This is a genomic window from Methylophaga thiooxydans DMS010, assembly GCF_000156355.1.
Taxonomy (GTDB): Bacteria; Pseudomonadota; Gammaproteobacteria; order Nitrosococcales; family Methylophagaceae; genus Methylophaga; species Methylophaga thiooxydans.
In genome coordinates, this window is the sequence record NZ_GG657889.1 from 82,062 (window position 1) to 100,204 (window position 18,143).

Consider the following 18,143-nt stretch of genomic DNA (forward strand, 5'->3'; position numbering starts at 1 on the left):
TAATCTACTTTTTAACTTCTAGGAAAAGAAAATGAAAAAATTATTAGTAAGTTCTTTGACGCTCATTCTGTCCTTTTCGACAACCTCGATATTAGCAGAGCCAAAAATGAATCATGCCGATATGAACAACATGGATCCCAAAGTGGATACATTGGATCAACAGATCAGCCACTCTGCTATAGGAACTGTCACTAAAGTCGATGCCAGCTCAAAAAAAGTAACTTTGGCTCATGAACCGGTTGAAAGTCTTAGCTGGCCTGCAATGACCATGGGATTCTCAGTTAAAGATGAGGCTTTACTCACTAAGCTTAAGGTGGGAGAAACTGTTGATTTCGAGTTTATGAAAGTAGAACAAGGTTATGTCATCACTGAAGTCAAGTAACTGACAATATGCAGGGCTGATTAAAAAATCAGCTCTGCATTAATTAATGCACACACTACGGAATGAGCGATTAAAAAAATAATTGTCTAAAAGAATAGGAAAACTGGGTCTTGCACCCATTAACTCTAGGTAAATAACCATGAAAACACAGTTTAAATCTTGGGCTGGAATGTTCTTAGCTATTTTATTGACGATGTCTTACAGTATTGTCAATGCTGACACTTCACGCAGCTCATCGACAAATTCTGACAAAGTAATTATTCAACCTGCCGAGGCAAAACATAAGCATCCGTATGGTCCACCCGGGAAAGGTCCCCGCCGTTACATGGAACACAAAACTGAAAAGGGCCAACAATCAAAATCTGACGCCAAAACCAAGAGTATTAGGCGTGGCCCCCCAGGTAAAACACCTTATAGAGGGCGTTGAGCAGTTGAATAAGTGCCGTGGTCTTAGAAATGTGTTCCACACTGAGGTGCCGGAATGGGTGGCGTGATCATTGTTGGTGATCCAGTAAACCTTGAACAAATCAAAAATGCCGATGCCAAGGGCGCTGCCGACCGACTTGCCAGAAAAGCAATCAAAGCAGCTAAATAGCGCTGAGCAAGTCATGAAGCTTAAAAATTCGGACTTGGCTGAGCACCATTCCTGATGGTGCTCAGTCTTGTATCCCTGTAGGAGTTCAATCAGCACCAACCTAAATCATAAAAAATGTTCAGCGGCTATTTTTATTGACGTATATTAATGAAAAGCAAAGTGTGCCGTAAATAGCATGATTCGATTACAAACCAGCGTATTCGCAAAAAACCTAGACAAGCAGAGTAAAATCCAAAAGTTGTATTCATAGTTGGAACTGATTCATAATAGGCGTGTCTCAGATTCTATTGTGATCTTAAATAGCTAAACCAAATGTCAGTCCATTCTTTCGTAAAAGTGCTCATTCTGATGATTGTCATTCAATCAGGCATTGTTGCGGCTGACGTTCACAATGTTGTGCCAGAGCATGCATCTGAGCAACACCTTAGCAATAATGAATTCAATGACAGCCACCAAGACCAGGTTCAACTCGGCGGTGAACACAATTCACCCTCTTCTGATCCTGCTGAGAGTTGTGTTTTGTGTATGCACTGCCACTGCTCACACTTTATCGCTATAAACACCAATTCAAACATCGAAGTTTATCCGAGTCCGGAAAACTTTTATTATCCCTACCAGCTAGCTTCTGTCACTGACTTTTCAGTCAGTATGTACCGCCCTCCTAAATCCTGATCTGCTGACATTTCACGCGGACTCGATCTGAGTCCGTTGTTCACAGATATACAGGATTTCTTTCATGAAAAAGCAATATGATTGCGTGCTGAGTTCACGTAAGCCCGTTGTGCTTGCTTTGGTTTATTCATTGCTTCTAGCAGCGATGGCGCCGCTTACCTATGCTGATGCCGGGCAACAAGAAAAGGCATTGGGTCTGAGGGAAGCGATGCAACAAACGCTACAACAGCATCCTTCCTTACAGGTTTTTCCTCTACGACAACAAGGTCTGGAAGCGCAGAAAAAAACTGCCAACCTTAAACCGGCTTATGTGGTCGGTGCTGAAGTCGAAAATGTCGCCGGAACAGGGGAGCTAAGCGGTATCAAAGCCCTTGAAACACGGGTCACATTATCATCTGTTTTGGAGCTAGGCGATAAACGCCAGTCACGTGTCGATTTGGTTGAACAACAAAGCGATGTTGTTCGTGTCGATCGCAAAGTCAAAGCACTGGATTTACTGGGGCAAGTGACAAGAAGATTCATCAACGTGCTCAACAGCCAGGAGCGAGTAAAACTAGCAGAAGTAGGACTGGAACTCGCGCAAACGACATTAAAAGAAGTCAACCGGCGTGTCAGTGCTGCTGTGGCGCCTAAGGCCGACCTGGGCCGTGCTGAAGCTTCAGTTCAACAAGCAGAGTTGACCCTGCTTGCAGAGCAGCGACAGTTTGAGTCGCACCGAATGGCACTGGCTAACTTGTGGGGCAGCTACCAGCCTGCTTTCGATGAGGTATCAGGATCACTCTATTCCTTTAATGAAGCGATGCCGTTCGATGCCTTATTCTCTAAAGCACAACAAAATCCACAGATCGAAATGTTTGCTGCCGAGGCGCGGGTTCGTGATGCCGAAGTCCGACTGGCTCGCACCCAGCAAGTTGCTGATCTGACCTGGTCAGTCGGGATACGACGAGATGAAGGTATTGATGATTCAGCCCTGGTTGCAGGCATTTCTATGCCCCTGTTCAGCCAGGAGCGAGCTCAGAGCAGGATAGAAGCAGCACTGGCGGCCAGAAATGAAGTGACCTATCGGCGTCAGGACGTGTTGCTGCAACTTCATACGGAATTGTATCGCGCCTATTCAGGGCGTAGTCAGGCCATTACCAGCATTCAGAAGCTGCAACAACACATCATCCCTAAACTTAATACCAGCCTGGAGCAGACACGCGTCGGTTATCAGCGTGGACTCTATAGTTATTTGGATTTACTCACTGTCAGGCAGGATTTGCTCAACGCCAGACGAGCTGTTATCGAGGCTGCCACAGCAGCGCTCAAATACGAAGCTGAAATTGAGCAACTGACAGCAGAGCCACTGGCTAAAACGGAGTAAACAAAATGTATCAGAACAAAATGTTTGAAAAACGATGGATTAACTTTTCCTTGAACAGCAGTCTATCAATTCTGTCGGCACTATTGCTGATAATTCTAGCATCACCTGTTATCGCTCAAAACGAGCATGAACATGGTGATAAGCAAACTGAACAACACAAATCAGAAGATGCCCATAAGCATGATTCAGCGTCTGAAAGTTCTATGCACAAAGAAGACGACTCGCATAGTACCGACCAGCATCAGCATGACGAACAAACGCATAATTTAACTGAATCTCAGAGTGAGCAGACGTCACCCGCGAACGCTAATGAGGATGAGCACGGGCACGGGCATGAAGGTGAAGACGAAAACCACGTCGAAATTGATGATGAGATGGCTCGTCAACAAGGCCTCGCTACTGCGAAAGCCCTAGCCGGAGAGGTATCACTGACGACCAAGCTTTATGGCAGGATTGTACTTTCACCTGATCAGGTGAGTCAGGTCAGAGCCCGTTTTCCTGGCCGAATTACCCGCGTTAATGTGAACTTTGGTGATGAAGTTAAAAAAGGGCAGTTATTGGCGAGTGTGGAATCCAATAACAGTTTGCAGAGCTACAATTTGCATGCCCCTATCTCTGGCACTATTACAGCAAAAGAAGCCAGCACAGGCGAGGTTGCCACTGATCAAGCCCTATTCACCATCACCAATACTAATTCACTGTGGGCGGAGCTTAAAGTGTTCCCTGAGCAGGCCTCTGAAATAAAAGCTGGGCAGAAAGTTCAGTTGCTCAACGGCGATCGAAAGTTTGAGTCCAGCATCAAGCAACTGTTGCCAAATAATCAGGCCCAGCCTTACCGAATTGCCCGTGTTCCCATTGAAAGTACTGAAGCAACCCTATTTCCGGGCTTATTAGTGGAAGCACAAGTCATTATCCAGCAAGAAACCGTAGACATTAGAATCCCCAACAGTGCCATTCAACGTTATGAAGGCTCACAAGTTGCCTTTCTCAAAGCGGATGGAAAATATCAGGTCAAACCTTTGAATTTGGGTATTTCTGATGGCAGATATAGTGAAGTGTTATCCGGACTCCGGCAAGGCGATGAAATCGTCGTAGAGAACAGCTATCTCATCAAAGCTGATCTGGAAAAAGAAGGCGCGGCACACGCCCACTAATACGGAGTTAAACATGCTAAATAACATTCTATCGCTCTCAATTGAGAGACGGGGCCTGATGTTGTCCCTGATATTACTCATCATCGGTCTGGGTGTATGGAGTTACCAGAAACTGCCGATTGATGCGGTACCTGACATCACCAATGTACAAGTACAAATCAATACCAAAGCGCCCGGCTACTCGCCACTTGAAGCAGAGCAGCGGATCACTTACCCGGTAGAAAGGGCGATTGCCGGCCTGCCAAATCTTGATTATACCCGCTCAATATCGCGTTATGGGTTATCACAGGTCACCGTGATATTCGAGGAGGGAACAGATCTCTATTTCGCTCGTAATTTAATCAATAATCGTCTAGCGGTCATCAAAGGCTCATTACCCGCAGGGCTAGAACCTGAGATGGGACCTATCGCGACGGGGCTGGGTGAGATTCTGATGTACACGGTGACAGCCGAGCCGGGGGCCAAGCAGGATGATGGCTCACCTTATAACGCCACCGAGTTGCGCGTCATTCAGGACTGGGTAATTAAGCCGCGTCTGGAGCGCGTTAAAGGTATCACTGAAGTGAATACCAACGGTGGCTTCGACAAGCAATACCATGTTCAGCCAGACCCTACGAAACTACTGAACTTTAGTGTCAGTCTCAGTGAATTGAAACAGACATTGATGCAAAACAATGATAATCGAGGAGCTGGTTATATTGAGCGCTTCGGTGAACAAATTCTGGTTCGGTCACCTGGACAACTCAAGACTATCGACGATATTCGCCATGTGGTGGTGAAAAATATTAATGATCGGCCAGTATTAGTCCAAGATGTTGCCGATGTCGTCATCGGCAAACCACTACGCAGCGGTGCAGGGACTCGCGATGGCAAAGAAGCCGTTGTAGGTACAGTGATGATGCTAGTCGGTGAAAACTCACGCGCAGTTTCTGAAAGGGTCGCAAAGGAACTTGAATCGATTCAATCCTCATTACCGGAAGGTGTCATCGCGGAAGCGGTCTATAACCGCACAACACTGGTCGACAAGGCCATCAAAACGGTGCAAAAAAACCTGCTGGAAGGCGCTCTGCTGGTCATCGTCGTATTGTTTTTGCTACTGGGGAACATCCGTGCTGCATTAATTACTGCGGCAGTTATACCCCTGGCCATGATGGCAACATTTACCGGTATGGTCCAAGCGGGCATTTCTGCCAACCTCATGAGCCTAGGGGCGCTCGACTTTGGTTTGATTGTCGATGGTGCTGTGATTGTGGTTGAAAACGCGATTCGCAGGCTCTCTATTGCACAAAGACAGGCTGGGGGAATATTACCCTTAAAAGATCGACTACAGGTCGTTTTTGAAGCCACTAACGAAGTAATACGGCCCAGTCTGTTTGGGGTGGCGATTATTACCGTCGTCTACATCCCCTTGTTTTCACTCACCGGTGTTGAAGGGAAGATGTTTGAACCGATGGCTGCAACAGTCATTATTGCCCTGGTTTCTGCCATGATCTTCACCCTTACCATTGTGCCGGCCGCTGTGGCGACATTCATGGGCGGCAGTGTAAGGGAAAAGGAAAGCCTTATTATCAGTGGGGCAAAATGGCTTTACCGTCCTGTCTTGCTACTCAGTCTGAAATTGCGCTGGGTTGTTCTCCTCGTTGCGGCTATTTTGGTTACGGTATCAATCAATATGGCCAGCAAAATGGGCTCTGAGTTTATCCCACAACTTAATGAAGGGGATATAGCACTGCATGCACTGCGTAGTATAGGTACCAGTCTTGAACAATCCATTAAGATGCAGGGACTGCTCGAAAAACGGTTAAAGGAATTTCCGCAGGTCGATAAAGTCTTTGCTAAATTGGGCACGCCGGAAGTCGCCACGGATCCTATGCCTCCTAATGTGGCTGACACTTTCTTAATACTTAAACCAAGGAGTGAGTGGCCTCAACCGGAATTACCCAAAAGCGAACTCTTAGCTCAAATTGAAGCTGTGGTTAAACAATTGCCAGGCAATAATTATGAGTTTACCCAACCGATCGAAATGCGGTTTAACGAGCTAATTTCAGGGGTTCGTGCTGACTTAGGCATTAAGGTATACGGTGACGATTTAGACTTGCTTAAGCAAAATGCAGAAGCGGTTCTCGCCGTCGTGCAGCAGATCCCAGGTAGCGCGGATGCACGTCTTGAGCAGGTTGATGATATGCCCATGCTGACGGTCGAGCCTAAACGGATGGCAATGTCACGTTATGGTCTCAATGTTGATGATCTGCAGAATATGGTTTCCACAGCTGTGGGCGGCGGTATGGCCGGCCTCATTTATGATGGCGATCGGCGCTTCAATCTTGTGGTACGTCTCCCGGAGAAGATCAGGGAAGATATTGAGGCACTGTCAGTGCTTCCGGTCAGTCTGCCGGATGGTAATTATGTCCCACTCTCTGAAGTAGCCAAAGTCGAATTGACCCAGGCTCCCAGCCAGATTTCCAGAGAAAATGCCAAACGACGAGTTGTTGTGACCAGTAATGTCAGAGGGCGTGACCTTGGGTCATTCGTTGAGGAGGCACAGCAACAGATTGCAGAGCAAGTTGAGCTTCCAGCTGGTTACTGGGTTGAATATGGCGGCACTTATGAACAGCTGCAGTCAGCCAGTCAAAGACTGTCTATCGTAGTCCCTGTAACGCTACTGATCATCATGGGCTTACTGGTGACCGTGTTGGGCTCGTTTCGTGATGCAGCCATTATTTTTACCGGTGTGCCACTGGCGCTAACGGGGGGCGTAATGGCGCTTCTGCTCAGAGATATGCCGCTGTCGATTTCAGCCGGTGTCGGATTTATCGCCTTGTCAGGGATTGCAGTGCTTAACGGCCTGGTGATGCTGGCATTTATCCGCGACTATTGGCATAGCCACGGAGACTTGCATAAAGCGATTGTCGAGGGCGCGATGACGCGGTTGCGGCCCGTACTGATGACGGCTTTAGTGGCAAGTCTGGGGTTTGTTCCTATGGCGCTTAATACCGGTACCGGCGCTGAAGTACAAAGACCGCTGGCGACAGTCGTGATTGGGGGCATTATTTCCTCAACGTTATTGACGCTGGTTGTGTTACCCGCACTTTATAAGTTGATTCATAGTAGAGATAAAAAAAGCTAGCCGGCGATGCTGAGTCCGTTGCTGGTCATGATATGACCAGCAACGGTGTATCTCATCACAAGAAATTGCTGTGTTGTTGAGTACATTGGAGTGTTTTATGCATAATCACAACAGTCAGGACGAGACGAGTTCACGACGTATTGGCCTGGTGTTTTTGCTGAATTTGGGCTTCACGATCATTGAGTTTATTGGCGGGCTGCTGACCAACAGTACCGCGATTATGGCCGATGCGGTACATGATCTGGGTGATAGTCTCTCTCTTGGCAGTGCCTGGTTGTTATCACGCTGGGGGCAGAAAACGGCTAATAATGAGTTCACCTACGGTTACCGCCGCTTAACCTTATTTGGTGCCTTTTTAAACAGTATTGTGCTTATTGCCGGTTCCATTTGGGTGCTCACTCAGGCCATACCCCGTCTTTCTGAGCCAGTGATGCCAGTCACTGAAGGTATGCTCGCATTAGCCATATTGGGTGTGACCATTAATGGGTTTGCGGCTTATCGTATTAGCAAAGGCAGCACGATGAACGAAAAAGTGCTGAACTGGCATTTACTGGAAGACGTGTTGGGATGGATTGCTGTGCTGGTTGTGTCGGTGATCCTGCAATTCGTGGACTGGCCAATACTTGATCCATTGCTATCAGTCGGATTTACCTTGTTTATCTTATTCAATGTGATTCGTAACTTCTGGGCAACCGGCAAGATTTTTCTACAGGCAGTGCCCGACAAGAACCTGCATGATGAGATCCGACACAAACTCTTACACATCGATGGTATCAGTGACATTCATCATCAACACCTTTGGTCGCTCGATGGTGAACAGCATGTCCTGACGGCTCATCTCGTGATTGAGGGCAGCCTTGAAAACGGGCGATACAACAGCATGAAAGATTCCGTAGCCGAGACTTTAAAACCATTCAGTCTGGCTCATACCACCATCGAGATCGAGTTAAAACAAGAATACTGCCGTGATGAATCCGCTCACTAATTAACGTTGAGGGACTAGTGACGCAGTTGTAATATGCGTCGGGCCCCATTCATCACAATAAGTCCTATCACCAAACCGATGATTAAGTCGGGGTAGTGTGAACCTGTCCATGAAACCAACAAACCTGCCAGGATAACGCCAGAATTGGCTATGACGTCATTGGCGGAGAAAATCCAACTGGCTTTCATATGAGCGCCAGCATGGCGTTTTTTTGCAATAAGAAGTAAGCAGGTCACATTAGCAGCGAGAGCGATTAGTCCCATCATGATCATAATGCTGGATAATGGTTCACTGCCATAGATGAATCGCCGCAGGACTTCAGCCAGGACACCAACGGCAAGTATCAACTGCAACCAGCCGGAAAAGTGCGCAGCACGTAGTTTCTTATTAGCGCTATACCCAACGGCATAGAGGGAGACGCCATAAACTGCGGCGTCTGCAAACATATCAAGAGAATCGGCAATCAACCCGGTCGATTCTGCCCACCAACCTACAAATAATTCAGTCACAAATAAGGTGGCATTGATCGCCAGTAACCATTTCAGAATTCCAGCTTCTTGCAGTGATGCTTTAGCGTCTGCATCCAATGCACTGGCAAGAGCCTTATCTGCCACGGGCACAGTTTTTTCAAGTGTGGCGCCCAACCCCAATGATTGCATCCGCGACTCAATCGTTGTTGCATTGTCTCCGTGGAAGATGCGGACTTTACGATTAGGTGTGTCAAATTCAAGTATGACGCCGGGTTCAATCCCATCCAATGCCATGCGGATCATACCTTCTTCAGAAGGGCAGTCCATTTTTGGAACTTTGTATTCACTGACATAACTATATTCAGTCATATGACACATTACTCATCGGTGTATAGATAATAGTTATAAACTCTTGGGATTATTTGTACATTTACACTGCTTTGATAACCATTTTAAATGGCTTTAGAGGCTATACCAAGTGAGCAGCAATTCAATATGAATCGTGGGATGAACGCTGAAGGCCTTATTTCACACTGAGCAGAATAGCCAATATCGCTCACGAAAATACCGTCCTCACTAACGTTTATTCAAATCTTCGAGCATGCGTAAGTATTCCTTACGGTCGATTTCTCCCCGTGCATAACGGTCCTTGAGAATTTCGATAGCTGATTTCCCTGGGACAAGGGGTTCTTGTGGCCCTTGTGTATTTGCATCCGATGGCTGTGCAGCATGCTTTTGCAGGTAGGCTGTGATTGTGCGCAGCTCGTTTTCTGTAGGCGCCTTGATATTCATTGCTTTATTATTGCTGCTCATCCATTGCATGCGCGTATTCATGCGAGCCACGATGGTCGGCCAAGCTGGAGCCGTATGCTGTTTAGGGGTTGGTGATGCATGGCACTGCATGCAGTACTGCTTAATCAGCCGCGCCCCGGCCGAGTTCAGTTCAGGTAATTCCACCGTACCAGAGGCATTAGGCATCATCCCTCCCTTCATACCACCGCAGCGTCCTTCCCAACTTCCACCACAGGTACCACACATAGCTTGGGCGATTTTTTGACCATTATCGGCAGGGCGTTGAATCTCACGCGATTCAAAGGGGGTCTTATCAGCTGACATGACAGGTAATGCAGTTAGTGAAGTAGCCATTACGGTTACCGTACTGCCAAGTAACATACGATTGCGCTTATTCATGAGTGTTTACCTCTAGTAATGTTGAACTCTGTAGCACCTGAAATCTATTTTGACCTTCGTATTCAGTAAATGAAGCTTGATGAAGAATATTAAAAACCATATAGTTACTATAAGGTCAATAGAGAAAAATAAATGTTGGGGGGCCGGGAGATGCGTATTGGACAATTGGCGCAGTTGGTAGGGATCGAAACACAGACAATCCGCTTCTATGAACAGCAAGGATTGTTGTCACCGCCTGATCGACAAGAGAACGGTTATCGTAGTTATACGAAGATGCATGGAGAGCAGCTCACCTTTATACGGCGCTGCCGAAAACTGGATCTGTCACTCGTAGAAATTCACGAACTCCTAAGCTACCAGAAACATCCGCATCAACCTTGTTCCGCAATTAATAGCTTGCTCGATGACCACATATCTGACGTGCGAACCCAGATAACTTCTCTGCAAGCGCTTGAGAATCAACTTGTTTCACTAAGAGCGAGTTGTAGCAATGAGCGGGAAATTGAGACGTGTGGTGTTCTTGCTGAAATTAGTGATCCAAAGATACATTCCTAATTAGTTGTCGTTATTCCTACGCAGCTGACAGACAGAGATTTGTCAGATCAGATTCAGGTTTCATTTAGATTCTTAGCAGGTAATAAATATCGCAACGTTTTTCTAGGGCTTGTTGATCATTGATGTTCAAAACTCAATCAACCCGCACAGGCGCACAGGCAGCTACATGATGCTGAAAGCAAGCATAAGCATGCCGTGATAATTACGCTAAATCTTGTCATAACGCATTGCAATAGCCTGAAAATGTTTGATTCTCGCAAAGACATTTCCAATCAGGTGTCTAGCGGTACAACACCGCTCCATACCCTGATTGCCAATACGATTATTTTAAAATCGTGAGGTTACTGGCCTCAGATTATGGCGCTTGACTTGATGCCTTAATGCTTCGCTATGATAGCCTTTGTCGGCAGTGACATTTTCGGCGGTGAGAGCGCATGCAATTAGGCTTTGAGCATAAACCACATCATTGACCTGACCGCCTGATAATTGTGCATGGACAGGAAGCAAGTAGCGACATCTTCGGTTACATCAAGATGCTTTACAACTCAAGACGACTATAAAATTTTAATAATCAACTGTCGCCTATCGAGTTTGAAAACCGATTTTTAAACGGCTGATAAATGTCTAGAAAATCGGTGGCTATTCAATACATCACAGGTTCTATGTAAAACTTCTTTTTAGTGTGGCGACACTGATTTGGCGTGGCCTTGTAACAAACTAACAACTGCAAGTGGAATGGTGTGGGAATAGTAGTAGCCACTTCTTAGCTTATAGGGTCGAAGTCCACCATCACGTGTCCTATTCAATAACCACCTGAAGGTTATTCGTCCGAAGGTGAGGCCAATTTCAGGTGACGCCCCAATCCCAATGCTCTTTACGAACCACAAATAAATAATACCCTCTAATGGTACAGTCGTCTATTGGTTGAGTTCTCTCCTAATAATCTACGACGTCTTTAATAAATTAGACCTCAAATCAACTCGTCCAGTTATACCGCCTTCAATCAGCATGAAAGTGCTGAGCTAGAATAATCGATGAGAAAATGTTTTCATTATCAGCATGATATTTTAAATAGGATCAGTTAACGTAAAGGCTAACTTAGCTTGGTAGGTATTTACCATGAATGACGACAAAGAAGAAAATACGGGACACAAAGTACCAAAGACAGAAGATGATGCTTGGTATGAGGCATTGACCTCGAAAGCTTCAAGGCTCGCCGCTGACAGAATGTTTCGTGCGACGGCAGAGGAGCTCGCAGAGAGCTATGTTGATCAAAAGTCTGCTTCTATCAAGAAAGCTTCCGAAAACCGGAATGAATAAGTCAGCGATAATAGAACCTTAAACATTCCCAGTATGCGCAAAACGGCGCAACTTTGAATTCGTACTATTACACTTCTTGAGCGTGAAATCAGCATCAGAATAAAAATAAGTCATATAAACGATTTCTGGCATCAGGAGATGTACAGCGCTATCCCTATGGATGCGATACGCTCAATATTTTTCCTAACATTAGAGCTAGGTACATACAACATACTTAAACAAGCTCTGAGTGAAATTGTCTCTTTCAATCCGCTTTTCGGGTTCTTTCGATATATTGTTTCTTCGCCATGTCTTTCTATTATTACTGCCTTGAGAAGTTGTTCCCAGGCTGTGCAAAAAAGCATGACAAATGCATCCATTATGTTTTCAAGTGCAGGGCGGTTATAAAGCTCAAGTGCTAATAAAATATTGTCTTTTGCTTTATTAAAGAAGGGCCTTAGCAAACTTGGATTTAAAGTTATGACCTAAACCACGCCGGTGTTTGCTTTGAAATAAAAGTTTTGCAAATTCGACTTCGTTTATAGAAGTGCAATTGTATGCTTCATATAGCTCAACTCCAACCTTGCTTATGAGATCGGATAACTGACCTTTGGCAAGATACGTTTTGAATGTGACGTTTTTCCAACTTGTGGCATCGACAAGCTGAGAGCATGTAATATGCTGGTGATTAGCTTCTTTCTTTTTTAAAAAAGAATGTAGATTAGTTATGGCGCTGCTTACCTTCACGCAGTATCCCTGTGAAAGCATAAATCTAAAAATCTCAGATGACGCTGAAAATCATTTTCAGCGTCATCTGGGCTTATTGTATGGACTAGCTTTAAGCGCCAATTACGTTCGATTACATTTTATGGTCGTAAAGCTGCAATTTATGGTCGACCCTACAAAAATGAAATTCATATATGCACCAATTAACATATGCGAGCAGCGAGATATTGATGAATCTATTTCAATAGCAGTAACGGCATAACGTGGAGCTCTAGAACCTACATGAGGGGAATATGCTTCCACAGATGTACAAAAGAAATAGAATCGATTTAGTTGTAGCGGCACTGGAGTGTAGTGAACTTCATGCTCTTTCTTGAAAAGATGGATGCATAACCTCGCCCAATATCTGCCACTAAATAATCTCCCGTTATATTTTTACAATGTGTTTGGGGATGATATTCCGTCAGAAGGACTACCTCATTCATCAAGGCATTAATCATTGAGGCATCATCTCTATATGTTTCTAGTGCCGATGTGAGCAGTGCAATAACACCTACTACTCCCACGATTCTCCCCATTCGCTTTAAACCAAGGAGTTCATCCCTATTTGTTATGGTTTGAACAGGGAAAAATAGGGTATCCGGATTAAGTGGTTGATGGGATCTTCCAGCCCCACCCAACCTTAGTCTTCACAGAAGGTTGATAGATCGACACCGAAGTTCTTCTCAGGCTCATACACTCCCATGCTGTAGGTCTTGATTGCTCTGCCCAGGAACGGGGATTCCTTGGTCTGCGGTGACTTCTTCTTGTGCTTAGTGGTATAGAGCATCCGGGCTCGCATCACCTCGAACGAATAGCCTCGCCCATCGCGGTTCTTGTCTTTAGCTAGCCGGTTGATCGATTCCGTGAAGGCGTTGGTGATCGGGATGTCGGTCTCAAAGTAGGCCAGCATCTCCTCACGCCAGCCACTGACGGCGCTGACAAGGTCCTTCCAGACCGCCTGTTGCCCTTGTGGGATGTCGTCAATCCAAGCAGTCAGCGCTTTCTCGGCATCACTCCGGTTGGTACAGCCCCAGATATGGTAAAACCGTTCTTTGTGCTCGTAGGCAGCCCGGAGTTGAGGAAAGGCCCCGGTCCAAGTCTCCATGATGAGCCGTTCGCGGTCCGAAATGTCGTGAGCCCGCTTTAGGAGTATCTTGCGATCACCCTTGAGGGTTCGGCGTTGGCCGGCCGTTAGCTCCTTCCTGAGATCCTTCCTGATCTTCTCCAACGCCTCATTGGCCATCCGCACGACGTGGAACTTATCGACCACAATGCGGGCCTGTGGTAGCACCGCCTGAACAGCGCGACGGTAAGGCTTCCACATGTCCATGCTGACGATCTCCACCTGGTGGCGGTTGGCCATGCTCATGAGGCGCCTTGTCACTGCCTCTTGCTGGCGACTGGGTAGCAGATCTAGCAAGGTGCGCTCCTCCAGATTGGTCAGGATGCAACGGTAGCGGCGATTCAGGTATAGCTCGTCGATTCCTAGGTAGCGGGGCGTTTCGAAGGGGTGCCAAGCCGCTAGGAACTCAGCCTTCTTCCTGAATATCATGCGAACAGTCTTCTCATCGAGGCCAGTGGTATCTGCCACGTAAGCGTAGGGATGGTTGAAGGCTTCTTTCTCGACGTGGCTGTATAGCCTCTGCGTCATGCGGTGTTCATCCACCATCCCCGGTAGCGCTGGTCGAAATGTCTTCCCACATGCCCTGCATGTATAACGACGGCGGATCACCCAGAGGGTGACCCGCTTGCCATGGATAGGCAGATCACGGTAAGCGACGTCCCGCTTGCCGAACCTGACAAACTCCCCCTCTACGCCACATTCCTCACAGGCTATAGGCTCAGGGGCTTCGACTTGGAAGTGGAGATCGTGCTCCTCCTCCTTGATGTTCAAGATCTGGTACTTTGGAAGGCAGATGATATTGTCGGGCAGGCTGGTCATGTAAACAGTCTTTGTCGATATAGGCATATAGGCAATTGCGGCTCACTCGCTGAGTCGATTTCTACAAACTTCCGATGAGTTAGTCCCTTGGGTCTTCTGCCCCCCTGACCCCTGCATGCAATGATGCAATCAGTGGGCAAGTGATCTTTCCTTGGTGAGCGTGGCATCGATCGACCATTTTGCTCAGAATCTTCTCAATTTGCTCCAGTCTGTGGATCTTCTCACGCACGTCCCGCAATTTGTGCTCGCCGAGAACACTGGCATCCTGACAGTGGGTGCCATCTTCCAAGCGGAGTAGATCGCTGATCTCGTTGAGGCTAAAGCCCAACTGTTGCGCCGTTTTTACAAACGTCAACCTGTCGATGTAAGACGAACCATAGCGTCGGATCCCACCGGGAGGACGTTCGGGCTCCGGTAATAGCCCTCGTCGCTGGTAATAACGGATCGTCTCGACATGCACCTTAGTTGCCTTCGCCAAACCACCAATGGTCAGTGAATTTCCTTTATCCTGCATACGTCTTGACTCCGTAGCTGACTACGGAAGTAATCTTATCTCAGTGAACAAAGTAAAGAAAGGTGAAAATGATATGTCAAAATCCAAATCTGGGCGTGGCCCCTTGGCTGCGGGGGGGATAGCGGCGATTCTCGCCTCGGCCTGTTGTCTTGGGCCGCTGGTGCTGATCACACTGGGTGTTTCCGGTGCCTGGATCAGTAACCTCACGGCTCTCGAACCCTATCGTCCAATTTTCATCGGCGTCGCATTGGTGGCCATGTTCTTCGCTTGGCGCCGCATCTATAGGCCAGTGGAAGAATGCCAGCCCGGGGAAGTCTGTGCCGCTCCACAAGTCCGAGTCGCCTATAAAGTGATCTTCTGGGTGGTGTCAGTGTTGATCCTGATTGCCATGTTGTTCCCCTACGTCCTGCCCCTGTTCGATTAAAAGGATATTTCCATGAAAGCTCGTTTTGCCCTTATTACACTTCTCGCCCTGCTTAGTATGCCAGCCTTGGCGGCCCAGCAGACTGTCACCTTATCGGTGCCGGGTATGACTTGCCCGGCCTGTCCGTTCACCGTCAAAGCCGCCCTCAATAAGGTGAACGGCGTCATGCAAGTTGATGTGAGCTATCCGGCTCGTGAAGCCGTGGTCACCTTCGATGGCACCCTGACATCTGTGGAGGCATTGACACAAGCCACCACCAACGCCGGCTACCCCTCGAGCCCTACAGCCTCGGAAGAAGATCCGGAATAACACATGAAGAACCCTAAAACGCTGCTGCACGTATGCGTGATTGGCACCGCGCTCGTGGCGATGTGCTGGGGCTTCTTCATTGGCCTGACTTTCTATGAGCTATGGCGTAAGAAGCAATTCCACGCCTGCTCTGATGATACGGGGCTACCCCGATACTTCTATCAATACAAGGAGCCTTCGAATGAGTGATGATAACAACCTGTATATTGCCGTGATTGGCAGCGGCGGGGCGGCCATGGCAGCCGCTCTGAAGTCGGCCGAGCACGGTGCCCGCATCACCCTGATCGAACGAGGCACCATCGGCGGTACCTGCGTTAATATCGGCTGTGTGCCCTCAAAGATCATGATTCGCGCCGCACAAATTGCGCACTTGCGTAAGACCAGCCCCTTTGACGCAGGGGTGAGCGCTCATCTACCCGTGGTGGACCGAGTGAAACTGGTTCAGCAACAACAGGCACGTGTCGAGGAGCTTCGTAATAACAAGTATGAAAGCATACTGCGCGACCACACAGCCATCACGGTTTTAAACGGTGAGGCTCGGTTTGTCGATACCAAAAACCTGGTGGTCACGTTGAACGGAGGCGGCGAACAGGCGGTCAGCTTCGATCGCGCTTTTATTGGTACCGGTGCCCGCCCCTCCGAGCCACCGATACCCGGTCTGACCGATACGCCCTACCTGACATCCACCAGTGCATTGACTCTGGACAGCGTTCCCGGACGACTGATCGTTATTGGTGCCGGCTTCGTCGCCCTGGAATTGGCCCAAGCGTTCGCCCGGTTAGGCAGCGAGGTCACGGTGTTGGCACGCAGCCACTTGCTATCCAGTGAAGACCCCGCCATCGGTGAGGCAATGGAGGCAGCATTTAAGCGTGAGGGCATCGAGGTGCACAAGCAGACTCAGGCGAGCCGTGTGGACTACACCGACCATGAATTTATTGTCGAAACCAATGTCGGCATCTTACGGGCGAGTCAATTGCTTGTGGCGACGGGGCGGACTCCCAATACAGAGGCGTTGAACTTGGGAGACATCGGCGTGGAGACTGCGCATGGTGCGATTCTGGTGGATGAGCACCTGCAAACCACGGTGCCGGGTGTTTATGCCGCCGGTGACTGTACTGATCAGCCCGAGTTTGTCTATGTTGCCGCCGCCGGAGGCAGTCGGGCCGCCATCAACATGACGGGAGGCGAGGCCATCCTAGACCTTAGTGCCATGCCAAAAGTAATGTTTACCGACCCCCAAGTGGCTACCGTAGGTCTGACGGAAGCCGAGGCGCTCAAGCAAGGCTTCAGCGTGGATACCCGGGTGCTCAATCTGGAGAACGTGCCGCGTGCACTGGTGAATTTTGACACCCATGGATTAATCAAGATGGTCGCCGACCGCGACTCAGGGCGGTTGCTGGGGGTGCAGGCGGTCGCAGGGGATGCTGGTGAACTGATTCAGACTGCGGTAATGGCGCTGCGGGCACGCATGACGGTACAGGCCATCGGTGATGAGCTTTTTCCCTATTTGACCATGGTGGAAGGCCTTAAGCTTTGCGCTCAGACCTTCACCAAAGATGTGAATCAGTTGTCCTGCTGTGCGGGATGAACGATATGAATGCATGCGTGATGTCGTCATGAAACACCATTTGGATTGGGCATCAACACCACTAAGAGTTCTATTATGACGAACATGACACCAACTGCTTGCGGGATGATGGGGGTTATGGGCTGGATGATGCCCATGACAGATATTACCTTACTGTTACGCTGATCTTGAGTATCACTTACTTGTTTGCTGAAGTATCTATTATCTAGCAAATGAGTGTACTGAGCCAGATGTCAACCAGTTAATCCGTTGTGGGTTGAGCTTGCCGGCCACCTTTCTATCTCGCATACCAACCAGATAATCCGGATACCCGAAAAATATTATGGAAAGCACCATATAGACTACAACGATGATCAAGAGAACTACCATCCAACTTGGCACAAGAGCTAATGAAGTTAATAAAAGCTGTGCTTGAGGAAGTGTGGCTGGATCCAATGATGTCAATTCATTAATGAATTTATCAGCTTGGATTTTCGCTACTGAATAGGATGAGAATGTAAGAAAAGCAAATAACACCTTGAACCATTTATGTTCCCATAATGTACATATCAGTCGAGCTGACTCGATGAGAAATGCACACGTCAGTAAAGCAATACAAACGGGGCCAATTATTTGTGCAACGGATTGGGTAACGTTAGTTTGACCAAATAGTGTGAAAGGTATGGTGATTACTAAATAGATAGATAATAGCGTCCCAGCCAAAGCATAAAACTTAGAACATGGCCTTAGCTGAACGAAATACATTATAAAGTCGCGAATCTTTTCAGACATCATTTCATCCTTGTGTTGGCGTTAAAATCCAAGC

General features: G+C 47.6%; 20 protein-coding genes. 13 read left to right on the forward strand and 7 right to left on the reverse strand.

All coding sequences use genetic code 11. From position 1 onward, the window contains the following. The first annotated feature begins 31 nt into the window (after nt 1–31). From MDMS009_RS03430 to MDMS009_RS03460, 7 genes are all read left to right on the forward strand, one after another. Entirely contained in the window at nt 32–382 is a 351-nt protein-coding gene (locus MDMS009_RS03430; RefSeq protein ID WP_036310932.1) for a copper-binding protein, read from the forward strand. Nucleotides 383–521: 139 nt separating this feature from the next. Further along, entirely contained in the window at nt 522–809 is a 288-nt protein-coding gene (locus MDMS009_RS03435) for a hypothetical protein (RefSeq protein ID WP_036310929.1), read from the forward strand. 516 nt (nt 810–1,325) lie between these two features. Continuing rightward, nucleotides 1,326–1,649, forward strand: coding sequence for a hypothetical protein (locus MDMS009_RS03440; protein ID WP_008290369.1), 324 nt, complete (start codon nt 1,326–1,328; stop codon nt 1,647–1,649). Nucleotides 1,650–1,713: 64 nt separating this feature from the next. After that, nucleotides 1,714–3,012, forward strand: coding sequence for a TolC family protein (locus tag MDMS009_RS03445; RefSeq protein ID WP_008290404.1), 1,299 nt, complete (start codon nt 1,714–1,716; stop codon nt 3,010–3,012). Nucleotides 3,013–3,032: 20 nt separating this feature from the next. After that, nucleotides 3,033–4,166 carry an efflux RND transporter periplasmic adaptor subunit gene (locus MDMS009_RS03450; protein ID WP_036311962.1) on the forward strand — a complete coding sequence of 378 codons (1,134 nt, stop codon included), beginning with the start codon at nt 3,033–3,035 and terminating at the stop codon, nt 4,164–4,166. Nucleotides 4,167–4,179: 13 nt separating this feature from the next. After that, nucleotides 4,180–7,293 carry an efflux RND transporter permease subunit gene (locus MDMS009_RS03455; RefSeq protein WP_036310924.1) on the forward strand — a complete coding sequence of 1,038 codons (3,114 nt, stop codon included), beginning with the start codon at nt 4,180–4,182 and terminating at the stop codon, nt 7,291–7,293. Nucleotides 7,294–7,390: 97 nt separating this feature from the next. Beyond that, nucleotides 7,391–8,278, forward strand: coding sequence for a cation diffusion facilitator family transporter (locus MDMS009_RS03460; RefSeq protein WP_008290390.1), 888 nt, complete (start codon nt 7,391–7,393; stop codon nt 8,276–8,278). Between the two features lie 14 nt (nt 8,279–8,292). Here MDMS009_RS03460 and MDMS009_RS03465 read toward each other — a convergent pair whose 3' ends face one another. Together MDMS009_RS03465 and MDMS009_RS16420 are read right to left on the reverse strand one after the other, a co-directional pair. Then, nucleotides 8,293–9,117: a cation transporter gene (locus MDMS009_RS03465; RefSeq protein WP_237700468.1), complete on the reverse strand. Its 825-nt coding sequence runs from the start codon at nt 9,115–9,117 to the stop codon at nt 8,293–8,295. Nucleotides 9,118–9,324: 207 nt separating this feature from the next. Next, nucleotides 9,325–9,939 (reverse strand): SHOCT domain-containing protein, encoded by a 615-nt coding sequence (locus tag MDMS009_RS16420; protein ID WP_008290363.1) that lies wholly within the window; start codon nt 9,937–9,939, stop codon nt 9,325–9,327. Between the two features lie 150 nt (nt 9,940–10,089). Between MDMS009_RS16420 and cadR the strand changes: the two genes are divergently transcribed. Both cadR and MDMS009_RS03480 read left to right on the forward strand, forming a co-directional pair. Then, complete coding sequence (gene cadR / locus MDMS009_RS03475; RefSeq protein WP_008290384.1) at nt 10,090–10,494, forward strand: Cd(II)/Pb(II)-responsive transcriptional regulator; 405 nt, start codon at nt 10,090–10,092, stop codon at nt 10,492–10,494. 1,119 nt (nt 10,495–11,613) lie between these two features. After that, nucleotides 11,614–11,814 carry a hypothetical protein gene (locus tag MDMS009_RS03480; RefSeq protein WP_008290388.1) on the forward strand — a complete coding sequence of 67 codons (201 nt, stop codon included), beginning with the start codon at nt 11,614–11,616 and terminating at the stop codon, nt 11,812–11,814. Nucleotides 11,815–11,945: 131 nt separating this feature from the next. Here the strand turns inward: MDMS009_RS03480 and MDMS009_RS16675 are convergent, their stop codons facing one another. The 3 genes from MDMS009_RS16675 to merR all read right to left on the reverse strand — a co-directional run bounded on the left by MDMS009_RS16675 (nt 11,946) and on the right by merR (nt 15,017). Further along, nucleotides 11,946–12,257, reverse strand: coding sequence for a DUF3644 domain-containing protein (locus MDMS009_RS16675; protein ID WP_406564439.1), 312 nt, complete (start codon nt 12,255–12,257; stop codon nt 11,946–11,948). A 944-nt stretch (nt 12,258–13,201) separates the two neighbouring features. After that, nucleotides 13,202–14,503, reverse strand: coding sequence for an ISL3 family transposase (locus MDMS009_RS03495; protein ID WP_008290469.1), 1,302 nt, complete (start codon nt 14,501–14,503; stop codon nt 13,202–13,204). Nucleotides 14,504–14,582: 79 nt separating this feature from the next. Further along, nucleotides 14,583–15,017, reverse strand: coding sequence for an Hg(II)-responsive transcriptional regulator (gene merR / locus MDMS009_RS03500; RefSeq protein ID WP_008290380.1), 435 nt, complete (start codon nt 15,015–15,017; stop codon nt 14,583–14,585). A 73-nt stretch (nt 15,018–15,090) separates the two neighbouring features. Between merR and merT the strand changes: the two genes are divergently transcribed. The 4 genes from merT to merA are packed head-to-tail and all read left to right on the forward strand — an operon-like array spanning nt 15,091 to nt 17,338. Beyond that, on the forward strand, nt 15,091–15,441 hold the full coding sequence (merT, locus tag MDMS009_RS03505; RefSeq protein ID WP_008290454.1) for a mercuric ion transporter MerT: 351 nt from the start codon (nt 15,091–15,093) through the stop codon (nt 15,439–15,441). Nucleotides 15,442–15,453: 12 nt separating this feature from the next. Next, nucleotides 15,454–15,750 (forward strand): mercury resistance system periplasmic binding protein MerP, encoded by a 297-nt coding sequence (gene merP, locus MDMS009_RS03510; RefSeq protein ID WP_036310913.1) that lies wholly within the window; start codon nt 15,454–15,456, stop codon nt 15,748–15,750. Between the two features lie 3 nt (nt 15,751–15,753). Beyond that, nucleotides 15,754–15,939, forward strand: coding sequence for a hypothetical protein (locus tag MDMS009_RS03515; RefSeq protein WP_036310910.1), 186 nt, complete (start codon nt 15,754–15,756; stop codon nt 15,937–15,939). Continuing rightward, nucleotides 15,932–17,338, forward strand: coding sequence for a mercury(II) reductase (gene merA, locus MDMS009_RS03520; protein ID WP_008290479.1), 1,407 nt, complete (start codon nt 15,932–15,934; stop codon nt 17,336–17,338). Before MDMS009_RS03515 ends, merA begins: the two co-directional genes overlap by 8 nt. Nucleotides 17,339–17,364: 26 nt before the next feature. Here merA and MDMS009_RS16465 read toward each other — a convergent pair whose 3' ends face one another. Both MDMS009_RS16465 and MDMS009_RS03525 read right to left on the reverse strand, forming a co-directional pair. Continuing rightward, on the reverse strand, nt 17,365–17,550 hold the full coding sequence (locus tag MDMS009_RS16465; RefSeq protein WP_237700469.1) for a hypothetical protein: 186 nt from the start codon (nt 17,548–17,550) through the stop codon (nt 17,365–17,367). Then, entirely contained in the window at nt 17,540–18,109 is a 570-nt protein-coding gene (locus tag MDMS009_RS03525; protein WP_036310908.1) for a hypothetical protein, read from the reverse strand. The genes MDMS009_RS16465 and MDMS009_RS03525 overlap by 11 nt, the downstream gene beginning before the upstream one ends. Between the last annotated feature and the right edge of the window lie 34 nt (nt 18,110–18,143).

Coding starts and splice junctions, on each gene's coding strand:
- MDMS009_RS03460 (WP_008290390.1), top strand. CDS start 7,391: ATGCATAATCACAACAGTCAGGACGAGACGAGTTCACGACGTATTGGC.
- MDMS009_RS03430 (WP_036310932.1), top strand. CDS start 32: ATGAAAAAATTATTAGTAAGTTCTTTGACGCTCATTCTGTCCTTTTCG.
- MDMS009_RS03515 (WP_036310910.1), top strand. CDS start 15,754: ATGAAGAACCCTAAAACGCTGCTGCACGTATGCGTGATTGGCACCGCG.
- MDMS009_RS03455 (WP_036310924.1), top strand. CDS start 4,180: ATGCTAAATAACATTCTATCGCTCTCAATTGAGAGACGGGGCCTGATG.
- MDMS009_RS03445 (WP_008290404.1), top strand. CDS start 1,714: ATGAAAAAGCAATATGATTGCGTGCTGAGTTCACGTAAGCCCGTTGTG.
- MDMS009_RS03440 (WP_008290369.1), top strand. CDS start 1,326: ATGATTGTCATTCAATCAGGCATTGTTGCGGCTGACGTTCACAATGTT.
- merT (WP_008290454.1), top strand. CDS start 15,091: ATGTCAAAATCCAAATCTGGGCGTGGCCCCTTGGCTGCGGGGGGGATA.
- cadR (WP_008290384.1), top strand. CDS start 10,090: ATGCGTATTGGACAATTGGCGCAGTTGGTAGGGATCGAAACACAGACA.
- merP (WP_036310913.1), top strand. CDS start 15,454: ATGAAAGCTCGTTTTGCCCTTATTACACTTCTCGCCCTGCTTAGTATG.
- merR (WP_008290380.1), bottom strand. CDS start 15,017: ATGCAGGATAAAGGAAATTCACTGACCATTGGTGGTTTGGCGAAGGCA.
- merA (WP_008290479.1), top strand. CDS start 15,932: ATGAGTGATGATAACAACCTGTATATTGCCGTGATTGGCAGCGGCGGG.
- MDMS009_RS03525 (WP_036310908.1), bottom strand. CDS start 18,109: ATGTCTGAAAAGATTCGCGACTTTATAATGTATTTCGTTCAGCTAAGG.
- MDMS009_RS03495 (WP_008290469.1), bottom strand. CDS start 14,503: ATGACCAGCCTGCCCGACAATATCATCTGCCTTCCAAAGTACCAGATC.
- MDMS009_RS03465 (WP_237700468.1), bottom strand. CDS start 9,117: ATGACTGAATATAGTTATGTCAGTGAATACAAAGTTCCAAAAATGGAC.
- MDMS009_RS16420 (WP_008290363.1), bottom strand. CDS start 9,939: ATGAATAAGCGCAATCGTATGTTACTTGGCAGTACGGTAACCGTAATG.
- MDMS009_RS03480 (WP_008290388.1), top strand. CDS start 11,614: ATGAATGACGACAAAGAAGAAAATACGGGACACAAAGTACCAAAGACA.
- MDMS009_RS03450 (WP_036311962.1), top strand. CDS start 3,033: ATGTTTGAAAAACGATGGATTAACTTTTCCTTGAACAGCAGTCTATCA.
- MDMS009_RS03435 (WP_036310929.1), top strand. CDS start 522: ATGAAAACACAGTTTAAATCTTGGGCTGGAATGTTCTTAGCTATTTTA.